The 17,253-nt window shown below is 39.4% G+C and carries 8 protein-coding genes; 1 reads left to right on the plus strand and 7 read right to left on the minus strand.

The genetic code is table 11. The features are described from left to right. Window positions 1-7 precede the first annotated feature (7 nt). The 3 genes from HMPREF9703_RS05840 to HMPREF9703_RS05850 form a co-directional block, all read right to left on the minus strand. Window positions 8-745, minus strand: coding sequence for an NAD-dependent protein deacylase (locus HMPREF9703_RS05840; RefSeq protein WP_004636347.1), 738 nt, complete (start codon window positions 743-745; stop codon window positions 8-10). 55 nt (window positions 746-800) lie between these two features. Continuing rightward, window positions 801-2,624, minus strand: coding sequence for a translation elongation factor 4 (gene lepA, locus HMPREF9703_RS05845; protein ID WP_004636349.1), 1,824 nt, complete (start codon window positions 2,622-2,624; stop codon window positions 801-803). A 295-nt stretch (window positions 2,625-2,919) separates the two neighbouring features. Next, a complete protein-coding gene (locus tag HMPREF9703_RS05850; RefSeq protein ID WP_218914826.1) occupies window positions 2,920-10,092 on the minus strand; it encodes a S8 family serine peptidase in 7,173 nt (2,390 codons plus the stop codon). Between the two features lie 724 nt (window positions 10,093-10,816). On the opposite strand from HMPREF9703_RS05850, the gene HMPREF9703_RS05855 reads away from it, so the two are divergent. After that, window positions 10,817-12,223 (plus strand): aldehyde dehydrogenase family protein, encoded by a 1,407-nt coding sequence (locus HMPREF9703_RS05855; protein ID WP_004636352.1) that lies wholly within the window; start codon window positions 10,817-10,819, stop codon window positions 12,221-12,223. 103 nt (window positions 12,224-12,326) lie between these two features. Here HMPREF9703_RS05855 and dnaJ read toward each other — a convergent pair whose 3' ends face one another. The 4 genes from dnaJ to hrcA all read right to left on the minus strand — a co-directional run bounded on the left by dnaJ (window position 12,327) and on the right by hrcA (window position 17,113). Further along, the gene (gene dnaJ / locus HMPREF9703_RS05860) at window positions 12,327-13,484 is read right to left on the minus strand and encodes a molecular chaperone DnaJ (RefSeq protein ID WP_004636354.1); all 1,158 of its coding nucleotides are present in this window, start codon (window positions 13,482-13,484) and stop codon (window positions 12,327-12,329) included. 93 nt (window positions 13,485-13,577) lie between these two features. Then, complete coding sequence (dnaK, locus tag HMPREF9703_RS05865; RefSeq protein WP_004636357.1) at window positions 13,578-15,410, minus strand: molecular chaperone DnaK; 1,833 nt, start codon at window positions 15,408-15,410, stop codon at window positions 13,578-13,580. An 80-nt stretch (window positions 15,411-15,490) separates the two neighbouring features. Then, complete coding sequence (gene grpE, locus HMPREF9703_RS05870; RefSeq protein ID WP_004636359.1) at window positions 15,491-16,066, minus strand: nucleotide exchange factor GrpE; 576 nt, start codon at window positions 16,064-16,066, stop codon at window positions 15,491-15,493. Window positions 16,067-16,081: 15 nt separating this feature from the next. After that, window positions 16,082-17,113, minus strand: coding sequence for a heat-inducible transcriptional repressor HrcA (gene hrcA / locus HMPREF9703_RS05875; RefSeq protein WP_004636362.1), 1,032 nt, complete (start codon window positions 17,111-17,113; stop codon window positions 16,082-16,084). Window positions 17,114-17,253 lie beyond the last annotated feature (140 nt).

A 17,253-nucleotide genomic window follows, 5' to 3' on the forward strand; every position in this document is an offset into this window, starting at 1 on the left:
CTCCTTCCTAACTTAATACGCTAAACACATCTGTCATATCCTGAATGAACAGAAGTGGCTCAAGCCGGTGCGTACGGATGGGCTGGTTGTTAATAACTATCGCATGCTGTCCATTGAAGTAATCAATTAACCCTGCAGCAGGATATACAACTAAAGATGTTCCCGCTACAATCAAAACTTCAGCTTCTTTCATCACTCGAATTGCCTGATCTACGACTGTCATATCAAGCTGTTCACCGTAGAGCGTTACATCAGGGCGAACAATGCCTTGATCAGCTGAGCATCTTGGAATGCCAGACTCATCTAATATTAATTCTTCATAATTATAGTACCGTCCACAATTTATACAATAATTATGTTCTGTTGTCCCATGTAAATGATGGACGTGACTGCTTCCTGCTTGTTTATGCAAATTATCAATATTTTGTGTGACAATCTGTATATTTTTTCCTTGTTCCTCCAACTGTGCCATAAATTGATGGGCAATGTTGGGTTTTGCTTCTGGATAAACTAATTTATCAAAGTAAAACTGAAAAAATTGTACTGGATTTTTCCGAAAAAAACTAGCAGATACAATTTCTTCAGCTGGTAGTTGTCGATGCTGATCTTCAGCGTATAGTCCAGCTGAGGAACGAAAATCTGGAATACCACTCGCAGTCGACACCCCTGCTCCACCAAAAAATACAATCCGATGATGCTGATCAATTATTTCCTTAAATCGTTCTAACTTCTCTTCCATACTCATATAAATGCTTCCTCTCTATTAAAAAAGCTCTGGCCAATGCCAAAGCTTTTGTTCATTAATCACTGTCCAAATCAAGTACTGCCATGAATGCTTCTTGTGGAATTTCTACATTACCAACATTCTTCATCCGTTTCTTACCTTCTTTTTGTTTCTTCAAGAGTTTCTGACGACGGGTAACATCCCCACCGTAGAGTTTCTCTGTAACATCTTTACGGTAAGCCTTAACCGTTGAACGTGCTACAATATTGTGACCAATTGCTGCTTGGATTGGAATTTCAAATTGTTGACGTGGAATTTTTTCTTTCAATTGATCAACAATTGCTCGGCCCCGTTCATAAGAAAAATCTTTATGAACAATGAAGCTCAAGGCATCCACCGAATCGCCATGAATGAGAATATCCATCTTCACAAGGTTACTTTGCTCATAACCCGCTGCTTCATAGTCGAGCGAAGCATAACCTTTTGTCATGGACTTCAATCGGTCGAAGAAATCAAAGACAATTTCTGAAAGTGGTAAATTATAAATCACATTGACCCGTAAATCATCTAAGTATTCCATCGTAACAAAGTTCCCACGCTTGCGCTCACAAATTTCCATCACAGCACCCACATAATCATTCGGTACTGTAACAGTTGCTTTAACACGAGGTTCTTCAATAGAGTCAATCTCAGTCGGTTCTGGCATCTCAGATGGGTTGCTGACTTCGATCATCTCACCATCTGTTTTTTGAACATGATAAATAACGGACGGAGCAGTTGTAATTAAGTCTAAATTAAACTCGCGCTCCAGACGCTCCTGAATAACATCCATATGCAACATACCTAGGAACCCACAGCGGAAACCGAAACCTAATGCTTGTGATGTTTCTGCTTGGAATTGGAGTGAAGAATCATTCAACTGCAAACGTTCGAGAGCTTCTCGTAAGTCCTCATAGTCCCCTGAATCGGTTGGGTACATTCCACAGTATACCATTGGAATCATAGTTCGGTAACCTTGTAGTGGTTTATCAGCTGGATTATTCGCTAATGTAATCGTATCCCCAACACGTGCATCTCGAACAGATTTAATATTTGCTGTAATATAGCCAACATCCCCGACCATCAGGGCATCTCTTTCAATCGGTTTTGGTGAGAACACACCTAGTTCAGTCACTTCATAGACCTTCCCACTATTCATCAGTTTTATCTTGTCGCCCTTTTCGATCATACCTTCTTTCACGCGGACACTTAATACGACACCACGGTAAGAATCATATACCGAATCAAAAATTAAAGCTTGGACAGGATTATCAATATCGCCTTCTGGTGGTGGTACTTTGTCGACAATTTGCTCAAGAATATCTTCAATCCCAATCCCATTTTTTGCACTCGCATGAACGGCATCACTTGCATCTAGTCCAATCATATTTTCTACTTCAAGACTAACTCGCTCTGGATCCGCTGCTGGCAAGTCGATTTTATTAATGACTGGTACGATTTCCAAGTCAGCATCTATCGCTAGGTACACATTAGCCAAGGTTTGTGCCTCAACTCCTTGAGCTGCATCAACGACTAAAATAGCTCCCTCACAAGCAGCCAAACTACGTGACACTTCATACGTAAAGTCAACATGCCCCGGTGTATCAATTAAGTGGAACAGATATTCTTGACCATCTTTCGCTTGATATTTCAATTCAACTGTATTTAATTTAATCGTAATTCCACGCTCACGCTCAAGATCCATTGAGTCCAAAAGTTGATCTTGCATTTCTCGATCACTAACGGTTTCCGTAACTTGCAGAATACGATCTGCCAGTGTCGATTTCCCATGATCGATATGGGCAATAATCGAAAAATTCCGAATACGCTCTTGTCGCTCACGCGCTTGTTGTTTATCCATCAAGTCCCCTACTTTCTATAAACATTCTTTTTCATTATACCATTTATTTAACATAAATATCAACAAGCCGAGAAGCTCTTAAATTAATAAGAAGCTAACTCCCCTAATATACTTACCCTCGAAAGTTAAGCAAAACTATTATGATCTTTTATGTATTACTATAATAATGATTGGATAAAAACAAAATCGAGTGGCTTATCTCTGGTCAATTGCCGGAAATAAACCACTCAATTATATGCTTAATTGTTACTATTCAAAACTCCAACTTTTTTGGGAACACATCATTGGGTGTTAGCTAGTCTTTTCTTAATTTTTCTATGCTCACTCCTACCAGCGTTGAAAAAATTCCTATTAATCCAAGAATCCATGATCCTGTAGCAGTATCTGGTAATCGCTCACCTTCTGCAACTTGTTCTTCAGCTTTTTCAGTCAGTTGTTTGTTAGATGATTGAGGTAATTTATTGGTAATCACCTCTGATTGTTGTATGGTATGTTTTCCACTTTCATTGTTTTTCTGATCTGCTATTTTGTTCATTTCAGTGCTAACAACAAGTTTTTCATTTAATGCAACTGCTTGGCGAATAATTGTTTCAATAGCAGGCACATTTTCTGCCTGTTGTATAGCTATTCGATAAGTAGCTATAGCGTCTTCATTTAAATTTGGCAATGTCGCAATAGATGTTATTGCGTTATCTTTTTCAACTTGAAGTAATGCTTGTAGTTGATGATGTGGAAATACCGGTTTTTCATGAGTAGCTGCTTTATGATGATTCACTCCACCTTCAAATGCTGGTTGATCCGGACGAATGAGACTTTCACCTTTTCCTGTCTCTATCTTCGAATCATCAGGTAATTTATCATCCTCATCAGTTGTATCAGGAATTTCCCCAGTTGATTGATTATCATCTATTTCTGGTCGCTTAGGTTGTTGTGGCTTTTCTTCCGCTTGATCTGATCCACTCTCTTCAATAGATGGTGGTGTAGGGACTTCTGTTTGATTTTCTTTTAATTTAAATACATAGGTCAGAATTGCTTCCTTTTCCGATGCTACAAAAGTGACATCTACACGTTGATATTCCTTACCGCCACGTTCAATAGCTTCCGGCAAGTATTGATCATACACTTCGCGAGCCTGTTCCGCTGAGGTCCAAACATCAGAATCTTTGCGGTCATAGACAACTTGTTCCCCATCGAAGTCAGCGATAAGTTTGAAGTAGTCTTTTATGATTTCTGGTTGTGGCGTTTGTTCCTTATCATTATCTGGTTTAGCTTCGGGTTGAGGCGTTTGTTCTGGCATTTGATCTTCTTGGTCATTCTCTTTTTTATCAGGGAATTTCGGCTCAACATACTCCGGTTCTTCAACGACTGGTCGGTCTTTAAAGACTGCTTCAACCGTATAACCTTCTGCATCTAAGCTAGAAATAATCGTTTCGCCTGCTTCTATTAGCTTACTTTCATTATTAATTCGGTAGCCAGCAAAAAGTTTGTTTTCTGGAACAACGCCGGTGTAGTCTGGCAAGACAAAATCTTCCCCAGCAACAACATCGAAGTTAAGCTGACTATTGTCTTTGAAGGCGATCGTTGTCTTCGTTTTCGCTTCATCGGCTAGTTTTGTTAATGTTTCTTTTTCAGCATCGAAGTGATATTTCTCTACTTTAGTATTGCCCGCGTAGTCCTTAGCCACTACGGTCATATCAAATGGTCCTTTTTGGTTTGATAAATCAAAGTTATCAATTTTTTGACCATTGACATAGACCTGGTACTCTTGAATTTCACCAGCTTTACCATCATCACGCAAGTCTTGAATCGTAAGGTTGAGATACTTGTTCTCTCCATACGTTAAGGCTAACTCCCCTTTTTTCTCCTTCGATAATTCTAGGTTAATCTCTGGTTTTTTATTATCGTAGAAGAATTGGTAGTGAACGCCAACAGCTGCTTTATTCGGGTTACCATTCTCACCCGCTTTTAGGAACGGTTTGCCATCAAGATCATAAACAACATCTGGGAATCCATTTGATTTGTAATCTTTTATTCCCCAATCCATTACATCACCGTTAGCCACTTTTAATTCCACGTTAAACGGTCTGGAGTTATCGATGTGTAAATCTCCATAGATGAGATAATCTTCAATGATTGATTCATTAACCCGCAATTGCCAGTAAAAACCACCTTTATCTCCAATTCTACCACGCAAGTAGAAGGGTCCTTTCTTAAGATAAAGCTTATTGGTATTGCTTGGATTAAAGTATCGACGGTCAAGTTGTAACTCAACAGGTTTTGTATCAAGATAGAAGACTTTTCCGTCTTCATTGAGCGCTGCGACGTCACCTAATTCACCTTCATAAGGTTTGTCATCTTCACCTATTAAGACAAGTTTTTGCAACGCGTCCGCACTAGTGGTATCGATTAATTGGCCATCTTTATCTATAGCACGGTTTTGCTCATCTGTCTTAATCTTGAAGACTTGGTAGCGTAAGATATTAAATCCTTGCTTGGTCTTGAATCGTATATCATAGCTTGTTCGACCATCTCTACTGAATCTTGAATCCCCATAAACCCATTTAGAAGTCATATCCACCATGTTCGGCTCTGAATCTATGATCTTCTTAATATCTTCCTTACTGTAGGCGCCATTCGAATCGATCATATCCGTCTTACCTGGGTTATAGGAGCTTAATTTTAATGCATACCCATCACGGACATAAATTTTATCATTTAAAATATAGTAACCAGGTTGTTGTTCATCTTCGTAGACAGTATTCGTCCCCAAGGTAGCATCTTCACGAGTTGGTAGTTTACGAAGTTCAGCTTGACCTAGTTCAATAATACTACCATATTGTGAAGCGTAAGGATATACCGTTCTCTCTCCTAGTTTACTTTCCGGCATACGAACTTTAAGGACTTTTCTAGTACGCCAACCATCTGTAATAGTAATGCTCATATCTCCTGCGTATGGCATCCCATTAACGATATCATTAATATTACCGTATAAGTCAAAGGTCATTACCTGGGTAGTTGGATCATATTTAGTTACAATTTTATTGCGAAGTTGGCCATTCGAAATGTAAGCACTGGCACTAGATGACACATTTGTCACTTGTCCCATAATTTCAAAACTACCGCTAGCTGATGGATTAACCACACCAATGAAATCTTTTAAGTTTTCCTCATCTTCTACTTCATATTCTAATTCCGAACCATCTTCATAGCTAATTGGTTGATAGTTACTATCGTAGTTGTAGTCCATAATGACTTGTCTCGTCCCACCATTAACAAAGTCTGGCATCTCTTTGTATTTGAGCTTAATTTTTTTCTTCAAGTCTGATGTTTCAAAGTCACGAATAGTCGAGACCTCTTTGTTAATTGTAACTGCTGATTCCCCAGTAGGCTGTGTGGTGTCTTCAATGGTTGGGGCTTCTGGTGTTGTTTCTTCATCAGGTGCTACCGCAGATTCTGCTGGTTTTTTCAAGCCTTCTAGTAGCTTGCTCTCATCAATCTCACCTAACTTAACATACTTAGAACTATCTACATCAGGATCGATCAAGTGATAAGTAATCTTGCCATTCTCATCAGCCTTATTGGCAAATTTAATTCGGTGAATTTTTGTGAAGTTAGATGCTCCATCTAGTGCAACCACTTCAAGAATTTTACCGCGAAGATCTCCAGCATTTCTAATTTCATAAACGGTATTGCCGTCCTTATCGAGCAATCTATTTTTACCTTCACCCTCTCCGGCATAGACAACATCTAACATTTTTTCAGGGCGTCCGTATTGGTCTACAATCGCAGCCCCCGCATACCAAACTTTATTGTTTACTTTTTCAAATTTATCCGGATGCAGCACTTGATCTCTATAGAAGAGCATGTCGTTTTTGTAAGCTTCTTTAGCTCGGTGGTAAGTATCTTTAACTAATAAACGAACTGCACTTGGATTAGAGAAATCTACCGAAACAATTTCTGGTGGCGTATTGTCAATCTTAACCGGAATATATGACTCTTGCCATGGGTGATCCTCAGTCAGTCGATACTTGAACTTGAAGTAGTACTGTCCTTCTGCAATAGATTCATACTGTCCTTGGATACCTTCAGGAGATGCACTATCAACAGTTGGATCAATTACATTTTCCTTGCCACGTGGATTATAGATCAAACCATCCCATTTCAAGTCTCCCCAAACTTTTAGGCCGGAACTCTTGATTCCATGAGAATCATTTCGCTTAGAGTTCAAAATACCTCGGACAAAATGCTCTTTCGAGAGGACTTTTAAGGTGTTTTGTTTTTGACCGTTTTCACCGGTGTTATTTACAATAGAGATTTCACCATTTAAAGCTGATCGAAGCACTAATGGCGATGGTGTGACATCTTTTTGTACACTCGCTTCTTGTGGATTTCCATCTTTATCTAATGGAGTAATATTAATAATTTTTGAGCCACTCTTTGATGGAGCATTCAAATTAGGATGGTTGTTAAAGGCAAAGATGTCAGGATCTTGGTCTAATGCTTTATTCTTACCATCTTTTCTATTTTGAATAACACCAGTTGGCGTGAACATATCTAAGCCATGTTCTCCACCTTGTCCTTTATTTAACGTACCCGGAACTTTGGGTTTCCCAGTATCGTCCACTCCTTCCATGCTTTTAGCGCGAGAGCCTTCTTCCCAAGCCCATTTATCTAAGATTGGTTCTTTATTCCAGTCCCCTGCAAATCCCATTAATGGCATCGTAAGTGATGGTTGCGCAGAAGGGTTATTTTTGTCTTCAGCTTCTTCAACAGACTCGAAGTTAATGAAGGATTCAACAAATTGATTCTTACCGTGGGCATCTCCTAAGTTAAGAATTCCTTTCAGTTCATAACTAGAATTCGCCTTAATTGTAAAGGTATCTTTTTCGAATTCAATGCCTGCGTTGTTAACAGCTGTTGGATGAATTTCTGGTACGATCTTCTTACCGTCTTTTGATTTTTCATCTTGGTACGTTTCGTCTAGTTTTAATTTGTTAACAATACCATCAGTTGTCACCGGACTAGCGGATACTTTAAACGTCAAATCACGATTCGACGTGTTGTGTAAATTCACTGAGAATAATCGTTTTTCATGCTTAACTTCCTTCAAAGAAATTGAGCCATATGAATTGACTAATCCCTTAGAGTCTTTATTTTTAAAGGTTGCTAAGACATTATTTTTAAGGGCTTTAGCCACATTAATTAACCCGGCTCCTTGTTGTCTTGGCGAGGCATAGTGAACGGCTGACTCTCCCCAAGTAGTTGGATCCATCATTGGCGTGGCTGTATTTTGGAGGACAATCTTAGTTAATGTTGTAAAATCAATAGCATTATCCCCTGTTAAATTTTTAAGGGTATCTGTTTTTAGCATCTCTTGTAATTTAGGTTTGATTAATGTAGTCGCTGCGGCCACTACGGGAGTAGCCATGGATGTTCCTGACATATAACCGTAAGTTGACTTGCCATTGATGACATTAAGTGTAGATTTGATATTTTTACCTGGTGCAGATACATCAGGTTTCAATAATAAGTCGACTCGTGGACCCCAAGATGTTGATCCAGCTGGGACGAGTTGGTTCTTAACAATCGCTTTTTCATCAGAGAAATTAAACGTTAATTCTTTTTCGTCACCAACATTTGGTTTGTTCGCATTAAATGACTCCATATCAATTGGGTAATACTGATCTTCTTTTCCTTTAAAGTCTTTTATATCATTTTTCTTAACATCTCTCTTTTTATTAGGGGCAATCATGTTCCAGAGTTTAAGCCCATCTTCTCCTGAGACAGTCATAACTTGTGCATCTGTCTTCGTGTCCCCTTCATATCCCATTGCTGGTAGATCAGTCCAATTATCGCGATTATAAAAGTTAACTGTATTAACTAACATGACTGCACGAGCACCTTTATCTTTGGCTCGTTTAAAAGCATGTTTTAAATCCTTTGTATAAATACGGTCCATTACGGCAATTTTATCTTTTAGATCCAAGCCGGCTACATCTTCATCACGGCCTTGTCCGATATAGACAAATTTAAATTTAGTCTGGGTTGCTTCATTTTCTGTAACAATTTTGTCTTTATCGAAGAATGCTCCCACATGGGTGTACTTAAAGTCTTCGTCATTAATTTTTAGTTTGTTAAATATAATTTCGGTATTTCGAGCGGAAGCAACGGCAATCGCATCTTCGTGAGCCGCTGTTCGAGTAACGTTACCTGTGTCGGTCATTTTCAGCGCATTATTAGCTGTATTATCCCAAGAAGTGCTAGATGATGAAGTTGCAAAGTTACCGGTAGCGACGACAACTGGAATACCTGCTTTTCTTAACGAACGGATAGCTTCCCAGTACTTCTCACCCACTAAACCTGTTCCTGTAAATCCTGAAGAAATAGAGACAACATCGACCCCATTTTTAATGGCATGTTCAAAGGCGTGGAACATGGTTTCGTCTCCAGCAAAACCACTCCCTGCATCTGAATACATCTTGTAAGAGAAAATCTGCGCATTTGGAGCTATTCCATCAATACCATTGTTCTTTTTGATATCTTCATCGGTATCATTCCCGGCTAAGATCCCTGCAATATGCATACCATGCGGATCATAATAATCTGAACCGTCATCATGTTTCTCCATAGTGACTTTACCGCCTGTGTAGTAGTTGAAGGCATGCGGAATCTTGTCGCTAACCCAGTATGTTTTATCCGTTCCTTTTAGGTTTTCTTTTTTAATTTTCATGTGCGGCTTCGCATCATCATCTAGTCGCATTGCTTTATGTCTATGGTCTACCCCCGTATCAATATTGGCAATCACGGTTCCACGACCGTCAAACTTATTAATAATACTTGCTGCCCCGATAGCTTTCAAGTAATTAATTGATTCTTCAACCCCAATTTCTTTGCGGGCATTGTTCATCATAGGTTGTACTTCATGCGCACGTTCAACAGACTTCATCACTTGAAGTCGTTTCAGTTTCTCCATATTCTCTGGAGTTGTCTTAATTGCATTTCCTTTGAATAACACATTATAATCGTATAAAATTTCTGTGTTTTCTAACTTACCTAATTCCTGTTTAATTTTTTCTTTACCCGCATCATCATTATATTCAACGATATAAACAGATCGACCATCTTCTTTTTGATCAACTTTCGGTGCTTGAGCTTTTGATGATTCTGGAGCAGGTGCTTCTACTTTATGCGGCTCTTCTTTTTTCTCACCTGAAGCTTCTTCACCGTCAATTCCCTTTTCTTTAGCAAGGAATTCCTCAGGCTCAGTAATGGTATGTTCTGGCGTTGTAGCTGTTTCTTCTACTACTGAAGGAGTTTTTTCTTTAGCAGAAGCCGGTTGAGTTTCTGCACTTGTATCATTGGCTGTGGGGGCCAGCTGTTTCTCATCTACTGCTGACTGACGTTCTTCATTTGATTCATTTTCCAGCGACGTATGAATTGCTTGATCTACAACAGTCGCTTCATTCATTCCATTTAAATCAGTTGACTGTTTATTGTCACTATGTGGTTTATCCGTATCTGTAACGGGGTCTTTAACATCCTCACTAGCATATACTGCTTCCCCGTACAAAACAGATAACACAAGTGGCGCGACTAAAACTGACTTAAGAACACTTTTCTTATTCATATAATCCTCCTAATGATTTTTTATTAAAATACCTTATAAACATTTTATTATTTAAACTATATATCTAATTAATGAATAGGTTTATTGCAATGACTTTTTCACGCCACTAGAATACTCTAGCACGATACATTAATTCATATAATTGACAGTTCCTACTCAATTTCTTCATGTCTAACTAGAAATGAATCACCAGACCCCCTTTTTTAAGTTAGACTAAAATAAACTTCATAAATAGTATAAACAAATAAAATAAATAAGTCAATATATTTTTAAGTTAGCTTAATATATTTTAATAATCCAGACCGCAAAACTCATCCTTATCCTGACATCTTTCGGTATTAATACCACTTTTTTCCGCTTATAAGAGGCAATTAACAGACTGCCCATTAGGTGCTATTGATACAAATTGAATCGCTACGTTCAATAAATTGACAATTTTTAGTTAAGATTAGGAAGGGGTTTCCATTGCATTTTCTATCACTTTAGTTCATAATAAAAATAGATACGTATAAAAAGTAAGTAAATTATGATCAATCAGACATCTATAGAAAAAAGGAGTATTCAAATGAAAACAATTAATCGTCTATTTATTAATGGACAATTCCAAGAAGCAAGTGGCGAAGCTTATCAAGAAGTCACCAACTCAGCAACCGAAGAAGTGATTGCTAAGGTACGGAATGCCTCTGAAGCTGATGTTAACCTAGCTGTACAAGCAGCGAAGAATGCTTTCGTACACTGGAAGGAAACAACACCAGCAGAGCGAAAAGCTTATGTCCAAAAAATATTGGATGGCATTAAAGAACGAAAAGAAGAAATCGACCAAACGATTATCCAAGAATTAGGCTCATCTGCCGATTATACTGAAAATGCACAATCTCAAATCTCAATCAATGAAATGGAAGCCACCTTAGATGCCTATGATGACTTTAAGTTCGAAGAAGATGTGGATAATGCCAAAGTGGTCAAAGAAGGATCCGGTGTTGTTGCTTGTATTACACCGTGGAATTACCCACTGAACCAAATCCAACGTAAAGTAACTCCAGCCTTACTTGCTGGTAACACGGTTGTTGTTAAACCTGCTAGCGAAACACCGTTAACTGCCTATATCTATGCAGAAATTATCGAAGCAGCTGGCTTACCAGATGGCGTCTTCAACTTAGTCACTGGACCAGGCAGTACGGTTGGGAATTATTTGGCTTCCCATGAAGATATTTCTATTATCTCCTTTACCGGTTCTACAGCAGTTGGAAAAGGATTGTACGAAATCGCCAGCGATCATGTAAAACGCCTGGTGCTGGAACTTGGTGGTAAGTCACCGCTAATTTATCTCGATGGGGGCGACCTAGAAGCAGCTGTTAAACAATCAGCTAATACAGTTATCGACAACCAAGGTCAAACTTGCTCCGCGCTCTCTCGCTTACTTGTCCCTAAACATCGCTTAGACGATACGAAAAAAATCTTAGAAGCTCATTATGCTACACTGAAGGTCGGTGATCCAGCAAATCGCGATAATCGCGTCGGTCCAATGGTATCACAAGAGCAATATGAAACCGTCTTAGACTATATTAAGATTGGCCAGGATGAAGGTGCCGAACTCTTTATTGGCGGAAAAGCGTTAGATGGCACGGGATTATTTATTGAACCGACTGTCTTTATTAACGTGGATAACCAAATGCAAATTGCCCAAGAGGAAATTTTTGGTCCCGTCTTAGTGGTTATTACGTACGAGACGGTTGAAGAAGCTATTGAACTCGCGAATGATATCAAATATGGCTTGAACGGGGCAGTTGTTGGACCTGATGAGCAAGCTCGCAAAGTAGCCCGACAAATCCAAGCAGGTAACGTCTATGTCAATGGAGGTAACCGCACATCCAAAGCACCATTTGGCGGTTATAAGCAATCTGGAATTAGTCGTGAGAATGGGATTTACGCCATCGAAGATTATGTTGAATTGAAAAGTATCTTTCTATAATAACTAGCCCAAAATAATAATATATCAAAAAAAGCCAACACCCCTGATGAGTTTAATCATCAAGAGCGTTGGCTTTTTACTTTTTAAACGATTGACTTATGACTTAATCCTTAAATGCATCTTTGAATTTTGAGAAGAATGATTGATCTGATTGTTCATTGATACTATCGTAATCGCTCACTTCAGCAAATTCACGTAATAATTCTGATTGTTGCTTGTTTAATTTTTCAGGAACAATAACTTTCACCATAATATGCTGGTCACCGTTGTCTTTACGGCGAAGTCTTGGCGCACCTTTTCCTTTCAGACGGAAAGTTGTATTCGGTTGGGTACCTGCTGGAATTTTGAATTTTACTTTACCATGAACGGTTGGGACTTTCACTTCATCACCGAGTGTTGCTTGGACAATATTAATCGGTAATTCATAATAAATCTCGCTGCCATTACGCTCAAAGATGTCTGATGGTTTCACCCGGAAGACAACATATAAGTCCCCATATGGCCCACCATTCTTACCAGCATTTCCTTGACCTTGCAGTCGAAGCTGATTACCATCTTCAACACCAGCTGGAACATTGACTTTCACGGTATGACGTTCTTTCTTCTTCCCTTTACCATGACATTCAGCACATTTTTCTTTAATCTCCTGCCCCGTCCCATTACAGTTCGGACAAGCTTGTTGTGTCTGTACACGGCCAAATGGAGTGTTCTGCTCACCGATCACTTGACCACTTCCACCACAACGGGAGCACTGTTCTGGACTAGTCCCTGGCTTCGCACCACTTCCGTCACAGTTCCCGCATTCTTCCTGACGCGTATATTTAATTTTAGTTTCTTTCCCGAAGATCGCTTCATCAAATTCTAGATCCATGACATACTGTAAGTCTTGACCTTGTTGGGGTGCATTCGGATTGCGACGAGATGCACCACCGCGCGACCCACCAAAGAATTGATCAAAAATATCTTCGAAGCCACCGAAGCTACCGCCTCCGCCTTGTCCACCAAAACCGCCAAAGCCACCTCCATTGAAGTTTGGATCAGTTGAAGCATGCCCATATTTATCATAAGCAGCCCGTTTCTGATCATCACTTAACGTTTCATAGGCTTCCGTAATTTGTTTGAATTTTTTTTCAGCTTCTGGTGCATCATTAATATCGGGGTGATATTTTTTGGATAGCTTACGGTAAGCTTTTTTTATGTCTCTATCACTGGCATCTTTGGACACACCCAGTACATCATAAAAGTCTTCTTTTTGTGCCATATTATTCCTCCCATCAATCATAGAAAAAGCCAAAAGCACAAGGCTTTGGCTCTTTCTATTCTTCTTAATTAGCGATTAAATATCAAGTGGTGATTATTCGTCATCATCCACTTCTTCAAAGTCTGCATCAACCACATCATCATCGCTGTCTGCTCCATCAGCAGCTCCTGCTTGTTGCGCTGCTTGCTGAGCTTGTTGTGCTTGTTCGTATAATTTCATTGTTAACTCTTGGACGATTTCGCTTAGTGCATCTTTTTTGGTTTTAATTGCATCTAGATCGTCATTTTCGAGAGCTTCTTTTAATTCATCTTTAGCATCTTTAGCTTTTTGTGCTTCAGTTTCATCGACTTTACCTTCTAAGTCATCTAAGGTTTTGTCAACTTGGAAAACAAGCTGGTCGGCTTCATTGCGGAGCTCTACTTCTTCACGGCGTTTTTTATCCGCTTCTGCATTTTGTTCCGCATCTTTAACCATACGATCGATTTCGTCATCGCTCAGACCAGATGATGATTTAATAGTAATATTTTGCTCTTTACCAGTTCCTTGATCTTTTGCAGAAACTGTTACGATACCATTCTTATCAATATCGAATGAGACTTCGATTTGTGGAACGCCTCGTGGTGCAGGTGGAATATCGCTTAATTGGAAACGACCCAGTGTCTTGTTATCTTTCGCCATAGAACGCTCACCTTGCAAGACATGAATATCAACGGCTGGCTGGTTGTCAGCAGCAGTTGAGAAGACTTGTGACTTGCTGGTTGGGATGGTTGTGTTACGTTCGATTAAGGTTGTGAACACGCCACCCATTGTCTCGATTCCAAGTGATAATGGTGTTACATCAAGTAGAACAACATCCTTCACATCACCTGAGATGACGCCCCCTTGAATAGCTGCTCCTAAAGCAACGACTTCATCTGGGTTAACAGAACGGTTAGGCTCTTTGCCTGTTTCTTTTTTCACGGCTTCAACAACAGCTGGAATACGAGTTGATCCACCCACTAGAACGACTTGGTCAATATCTGATTGAGATAATCCTGCATCTTTCAACGCTTGACGAACTGGTTTTTTCGTGCGGTCTACCAGATCAACCGTTAATTCATCAAATTTAGCACGTGTTAAGGTAGTCTCTAAGTGAAGAGGACCATCTTCACCTGCTGTAATGAATGGCAAGCTAATTTGAGTAGAAGACACACTTGATAATTCTTTTTTCGCTTTTTCAGCTGCATCTTTCAAGCGTTGAACAACTTTTTTGTCTTTCGATAAATCAATGCCATTTTCTTGTTTGAATTCTTTCACTAAGTGGTCGATAACTTTTTGGTCGAAGTCGTCTCCACCAAGTTCGTTGTCTCCAGAAGTTGAAAGTACTTCAAAAACCCCGTCACCTAATTCAAGGATAGAGACATCGAACGTTCCTCCACCTAAGTCAAAGACTAGGATATTTTCTTCTGCTTCTTCTTTGTCTAATCCATATGCTAGTGATGCAGCAGTTGGTTCGTTAACGATACGTTCAACTTCAAGTCCAGCAATCTTCCCTGCATCTTTTGTTGCTTGACGTTGTGAATCATTGAAGTATGCTGGAACAGTAATAACTGCTTTCGTAACTTCATCACCCAAGTAGTCTTCTGCATAGGTTTTTAAGTGCTGTAAGATATAAGCTGAAATCTCTTGTGGAGTATATTCTTTACCTTCAGCTTCTACTTTTTTGTCTGTACCGATCAATCGTTTAATTGATAGAATTGTGTTTTCATTTGTGATAGCAGAACGCTTCGCTGCTTCACCTACTTGGATTTCGCCATCTTTGAAGCTAACGACAGAAGGAGTTGTGCGGTTTCCTTCTTTGTTCGGAATAATAGTCGGTTCGCCACCTTCAAGAACAGCTACGGCTGAGTTCGTTGTACCTAAGTCAATACCAATAATTTTACTCATTTAATATCACCTTACTTTTTAGATTTTTTAATCAAAACTGACAATCTTTATAAATTATAAATTTTTTAATTGCTTAATTATTATTCTGCGACAACAACTTTAGCTGCACGCAATACACGATCATGAAGTGTGTAGCCTTTCTCTAGGACTTCAATCACTTCGCCACTCTCCTGACCGTCAGAGGCCGGAATTTGTGCTACTGCTTCGTGTACAGTCGGATCAAATGGCTTGCCGAGCGCCTCGACTTGTTCGATATTATTTTGCTTCAAGGCTGCTTGTAAGCTGTCGAGCACCATTTGGACACCTTTTTTGAAATTCTCAGCAGATGTCGTGTCCACTTCTGTTTGCAATGCTCGCTCTAAGTTGTCAATCGCTGGAATTATATCTTTCGCTAACGCTTGCGCACGAAACTTCAACGTTGCCTCTTTATCGCGCTTATGGCGCCGTTGGATATTTTGCATTTCTGCTTGCGTTCGAATCAAGCGATCAGATAACTCATCATAATCTGCTTGTAATTGGACTAATTCAGATTGTTCTGATGATGCCTCTGAGGTTTCTTCTGCTGATTCATCAACTTGTGCTTCAGCTTCTTCTACCTTCACTGGCTCATCAGATTTATCTTGAGTTGTTGCTTCTTTTTTTAGTTCTTCACTCAAGAAAATCCCTCATTTCTATTGAAAGTAATAGTTCAACACCGCTTGAGAAAGTTCGTTCCGGACAGCATTCATCAGTCCGAATGTCTTGGAATAAGCCATATTCGTCGGTCCAAGCAGTGCAATTCTTCCTTGACCGAACTGGCCCACATGATAAGTGGCCGTAATGAGACTTAAGTTATTAAACATATCGCTATCTAACTCAGCTCCCATCTTCACTTCAATATCTTGCGACAAGGGGTGAAGATAATGGCTTAACTTTGCTTCTTGATTATCCAACAAATTGAACAGATCCTTCACTTGTTCGCGATTCAGCTCTTCCATAAAATCCAACAAATTAGTCTTACCTGATACATAAATTTGATTCTGTTGGATGGTATGCAAGCTGTGCTCAACTTGTCGTAAAATGTGTTGCGCTGGTGCAATGTGTTGTTTTACCAATAATGGTATATCAGTTTGAAGTTTGCGAATAACACTTGGCAAGTCTAAGCCAACTAATTGTTCATTAAATAGTTGATTTAACTGCTGCAGATGGACCAAATCCATCTCATCACTCAGATGAAAGATCATACTCTCCATCGATTGATGTGTTGTCTGCAAGATCAACATCACTTGATGCTTGCTGACAGGAATCATTCGAAACTCGCTCAACTGACTACCAGCTCGATTGGGTTCCAAGACAATGGCTGTATAATTGGTCAACTCCGATAAAATGCGAGCTGACTGTTTCACTAACTCGTTCAGTTGACTCACTTGCTGATCTAGAGCTTGGTTAATCCGTCTCAGATGTTCATCTGAAATCTTCTCCGGGGTCATCAAGTAATCTAGATAGAAGCGATAACCTTTTAAGGAAGGAATTCTTCCTGATGATAAGTGTGTCTTTTGAATGTAGCCTTCTTTTTCTAGCACACTCATCTCATTGCGAACCGTTGCAGAACTTGCATTGATATCTGTCTGATCCACAATCGTCTTAGAGCCAACTGCTTCTCCCTCAAGCGTAAAATATTGAATAATAAACTCTAAAATCAATAATTGTCTGGCTGTTAGCATGGTTATCATCCTCAAACAACACGTTTCATTTATTCTTTTGAGAAGAATTAGCACTCACAACGGGTGACTGCTAACTCCATAAATAAGTGTAACAATTTCTGCTCACTATGTCAATACTTACGTTTGATTAATTTTGACTA

Source organism: Dolosigranulum pigrum ATCC 51524 (genome assembly GCF_000245815.1).
Taxonomy (GTDB): domain Bacteria; phylum Bacillota; class Bacilli; order Lactobacillales; family Carnobacteriaceae_A; genus Dolosigranulum; species Dolosigranulum pigrum.